Here is a 4,516-nt window from a genome sequence, read left to right on the forward strand (position 1 = left end):
TAATTATCGCAGATATAGCTATAATATTAATTTAGATGTTGATGCGACCCCAACGACAAAGCTGGCACTTTCCGTATCGGGTGCGTTTGAGAATACGAGTAGCATAGATGCTAGTACGCCTATTTTACAGTTGTTTAAATCCCTATTGAAATATGTGCCTATTCAGACGTTGAAATACACTAACGGTGATTATGCTGGCTCTGCCGGCAACACGCCTTATGGTCTTCTCAATTCTGGAGGTTACTACCATAAAGATCAGACAACAGAGCTGATGTCAGTTTCTGTTGATCAAAAGATTCCTTTTATTCCTGGGTTAAGTATTAAAGGTGCCTTTAGTTATGATCCCTACGAATATAAGGAAAAGGGCTGGCATAGACCCTATTATTATTATTCCATAAATACAACAACTAACCCTTATACCTATTCTCAAGCAATTGCTACTTCGGAAAGCTATGCAACACAAACAACCTCGCTTTACGAAAATTATTATAACAATAATTCGTTCACTTATCAAGGCTTTCTGAATTATCATCGTTCATTTGGAAAGAGTGAAGTTACGGGGCTGGTAGTAGCGGAAGAGAGAAATAATGTACAGTCTAATTTTGGAGCTAGTTTAAATAACTTCCAAATAAATATAGATGAGTTAAATTTTGGAAGTTCTTCGCCAACAGATCGTGGACTTAATGGTTCTTCTTCTACAGGTAGCCAAGTTGGTTATGTATACAGAGTAGATTATGGCTATGATAATAAATATTTATTCGAGGCGTCCGGTAGATATGATGGGCATTATTACTTTGCCCCTGGACATAGGTACGCCTATTTCCCAGCATTTTCGGTAGGGTGGGTTCTATCGAAAGAAAAATTCATGAAATCCCTGTCTTTTGTGAATTTACTGAAACTTCGTGCTTCTTGGGGAAAAGCAGGAAACTTAGCTGGAGGGCCTTTTGAGTATCTCAGCGGTTATACACTTTATGGTAATTCGTATGCATTTGGTTCAGGAAACGTTGTGCAAGGTTCCTATCAGGCACAAGAGGCCAATCCAAATCTTACTTGGGAAATCTCCACAAAGCGGGATATCGGTTTAGAAGCCACTCTATGGAATGGGTTACTTAATATAGATGCGGACTATTTTACAGAAAGAAGAACAGGCATGTTACTAGCACCGAGTGTTACTGTTCCTGTTGAATATGGATTGACACTTGCACAGGAGAATGCAGGGGTGATGGATAATCACGGGTTTGAACTTACTCTCCAGTCCCACCATACTTTTAGAAACGGATTGGCATTAGGATTAAGTGGTAATTTTAGTTATTCCATGAACAAGATGGTGCAAATATATGAGTCCCCTTCAACTTATGATAATCCAAATAGGCGACTTACCGGAAGAGAGCTAGGCGAAGTATTTGGATACAAAGCAATTAAACTGTTTAAAACATCTGATGATAAAAATAACGATGGGATAATCGATTCTGCAGATGGATACAATGTGACCCAGTTCGGGGCACTCCATCCGGGAGACGTTCAGTATGCAGATATTAATCATGATGGTAAAATAGATGCCGACGACCAGGTTCCAATTGGTGACCCAAATTATCCTGCTATAACTTTTGGTTTCACGCCTACTTTATCTTGGAAGGGTGTTGATATTTCTGTACTATTTCAAGGAGAAGCAATGGAAAGTTTTAATATTAACGGATTCCAAACGGTTCCGTTCCTCAACAACAATAGTAATACTGCATATCAATATTATAATAATCGTTGGACACCAACCAACCAAAATGCGTTATATCCGAGAGCAACTCAGGCTCCTTATAGCAATAATACCCAGACATCAAGTTTGTGGGTTATGAATACAGGTTATATCAGGTTAAAAACGGCTACATTAGGTTATACATTTCCATCATCTCTGTTAAAAAAATCAGGACTTAGCCATCTGCGCGTTTATGTTGCAGCCCAAAATTTCTTGACGTTCAGTAAATTGAAATATATGGATCCTGAAATTGGATATACAAATGGAGAGCTTTCGTACCCGAATCAAAAGACATTTATAGGTGGGTTAAGTGTAAGTTTTTAACTATTAAAATTAAAATCAGATGAAAACAAATACCATTGAGATTAAGAGCCTTATAATTATAGCGGCCTTATTATTAACGATATTCGCAGGCTGCAAAAAAGATGTGTTGGACAACCAAGATAAGGCTATTCTTACCGATGCTACGCAATGGGCCTCGGAAGGTAATGCAGATATATTTCTTAATGACATCTACAACAATCTACCTAATTTATATAATTCAGCCGAAAGTTTGGATAATTTTACAGACGATAATGATGGAGGCATATACTTTAGTTCCTGGAATTTTAAGCAAGGTATCATCGACGAATCTTCGACTAATTACAGTATTTGGGGGAGTGACTGTGGTGTAGCAGATCTCGATAAATATAATTGGACAGACGCTTTTAAGACTATCAGAAAGTGTAATACTTTTATTCAGGAAGTGAACAAAAATAAAACCAATTTTTCCTCCAGTTGGTTAGATAAAAGACTTGACGAAGCAAGATTCCTGCGCACATTCTTTTACACAAATTTATTTCTACATCTAGGGGGGCTTCCGATTATCACTGAACCGCAAACCAGAGATGCAAGCGATAGTGCTGCTTTGTATGTACCTAGAAGTACTTATGAAGAAACGTTTAACTTCTTAGTTGCATCGTTGGATACTATTCTTAATGATAAATATCTAGAGATTAAATATAAAAATGGAGATGCTGATGCCGGAAGGGTAACTTTGGGCGCGGCTGCCATGTTAAAAGGATGGTTGCAATTGAATGCAGCTAGCCCAGCCTATAATGCTGCAGTGCCTGCAGCGGGGAATGATCCTAATAAAATTGCAGGATTTGGTAACTACGATCCAGCACGATGGGCTGCCGCAGCTGCCACTTTTAAATCCTTTATAGATAATTGGGGGAATGGACATCCTTATGAATTATTTTCTGATCCATCTGCCATTTGGTATGAAGCTAATAAATATAACAGTGAAGTTATTTTCGATCGTCAAGCTGTTGCAAATATCATTGGTTCATCATTTGAGCAATATGGCGGCCCGGTGTATGTTTTAGGAGGGTATTATACTTGGGGTAATTACGACCCTACTCAAGAGTTAGTGGATCAGTTCTTTATGGCAAATGGTAAACCAATTACTGACCCCACTTCGGGTTATGATCCACAACATCCCTATGTTGGAAGAGAGCCTCGTTTCTATGATTGGATTGTTTATGATGGAGCTCCTTATGATATGGCTTGGATGCCACGCCCTGACACAATTTACACACGTATAGACAAGGTTCACCCTTCTCTTAATCAAATCGATTTTGGTAGTGCTGATGTTGGAAATACAGGCTATTATTTCAAAAAGAGACTAAACCCTCTTGTGGTGCCAGGAAATGGCGCTTCGAGTGGTGCAAACTTTATCTATTATCGTTATGCAGAGGTGTTACTTGGTTATGCGGAGGCCCAAAATGAAGCTGTAGGTCCGGATGCCAGTGTGTATTCAGCTATCAATAAAATCAGAGCTCGAGCTGGGCTTCCCGATTTGGCCGCTGGGCTATCTCAAGATCAAATGCGTATAGCTATTCATCAGGAAAGACGTGTAGAACTTTGTTTTGAAGACAAACGGTTTTACGACATGATTCGCTGGAAAACGGCCATGACGGTTATGAATGTTGATAAACACGCTATGGAAATTACAAATTCCTCTCCAAATGATGATAGCGGCGTATGGCAGTATAAGGTAATACCATTAAACCACCCCCACACTTTTTATCAGAAAATGTACTTAGATCCTATACCATTGCCTGTAATAGCACAAAATCCGAAACTTGTTCAAAATCCCGGCTATTGAGTGTGCTGAATTGGAGTGGAAGTGCAGCTGAGGAATATGTAGAGGGGGATTTATGTAAATATGTTTTTTTCAATCCAATCTGTTTGTAAGGCTATTCAATAAAGGTATTTATTTTTGCATTCTTATATATAACCATCTCTCATTATTTGATTTTTTTCAATAAATGGTGAGGTGGTTTTTTATTAAAATGAATAAACTTCAACGCTAGTGGATCAATTAAATATCGGAAGATACGAAGGCTACAGCAATGGTAGTTTAGAAATCAATCTACAATGACTGCCCGTAAGAGCTGTAAACCCAACTGAATTGCTATACTTAAAATAAACGCTGAAAATCCCTGATGGCTTGCTGGCTATTTGAAAATAAGACGAAGATCCGAAACGCCATATAGAGGTGGTTAGAAAAATTCCACAGATGAAAACGACTTCCCTGTATTGTATTTATAATATATTAACAAATATAAATTACAATTTCAAATAGTGTGTTAAGCTGAATTCGCATATTTAAAATTGTGGTAGTAGGTTAGTAATTGCAATTAAAAATAATTTTAACAGTTATACTAACGTAAGCATACGATCAACCCCATATAGGTGAGGTTATACGGACCGTGTAATATT

The 4,516-nt window shown here is 38.0% G+C and carries 2 protein-coding genes; both read left to right on the forward strand.

The window, feature by feature from the left end; all coding sequences use genetic code 11:
* Positions 1 to 2,074, forward strand: a 2,074-nt coding sequence (locus ACQR30_RS10195) for a SusC/RagA family TonB-linked outer membrane protein (protein ID WP_429734668.1), incomplete at its 5' end; no start/stop codon positions are given.
* A 19-nt stretch (positions 2,075 to 2,093) separates the two neighbouring features.
* A complete protein-coding gene (locus ACQR30_RS10200; RefSeq protein ID WP_429734670.1) occupies positions 2,094 to 3,899 on the forward strand; it encodes a RagB/SusD family nutrient uptake outer membrane protein in 1,806 nt (601 codons plus the stop codon).
* Positions 3,900 to 4,516 lie beyond the last annotated feature (617 nt).

This window comes from Arachidicoccus sp. (assembly GCF_050436765.1).
GTDB lineage: Bacteria > Bacteroidota > Bacteroidia > Chitinophagales > Chitinophagaceae > Arachidicoccus.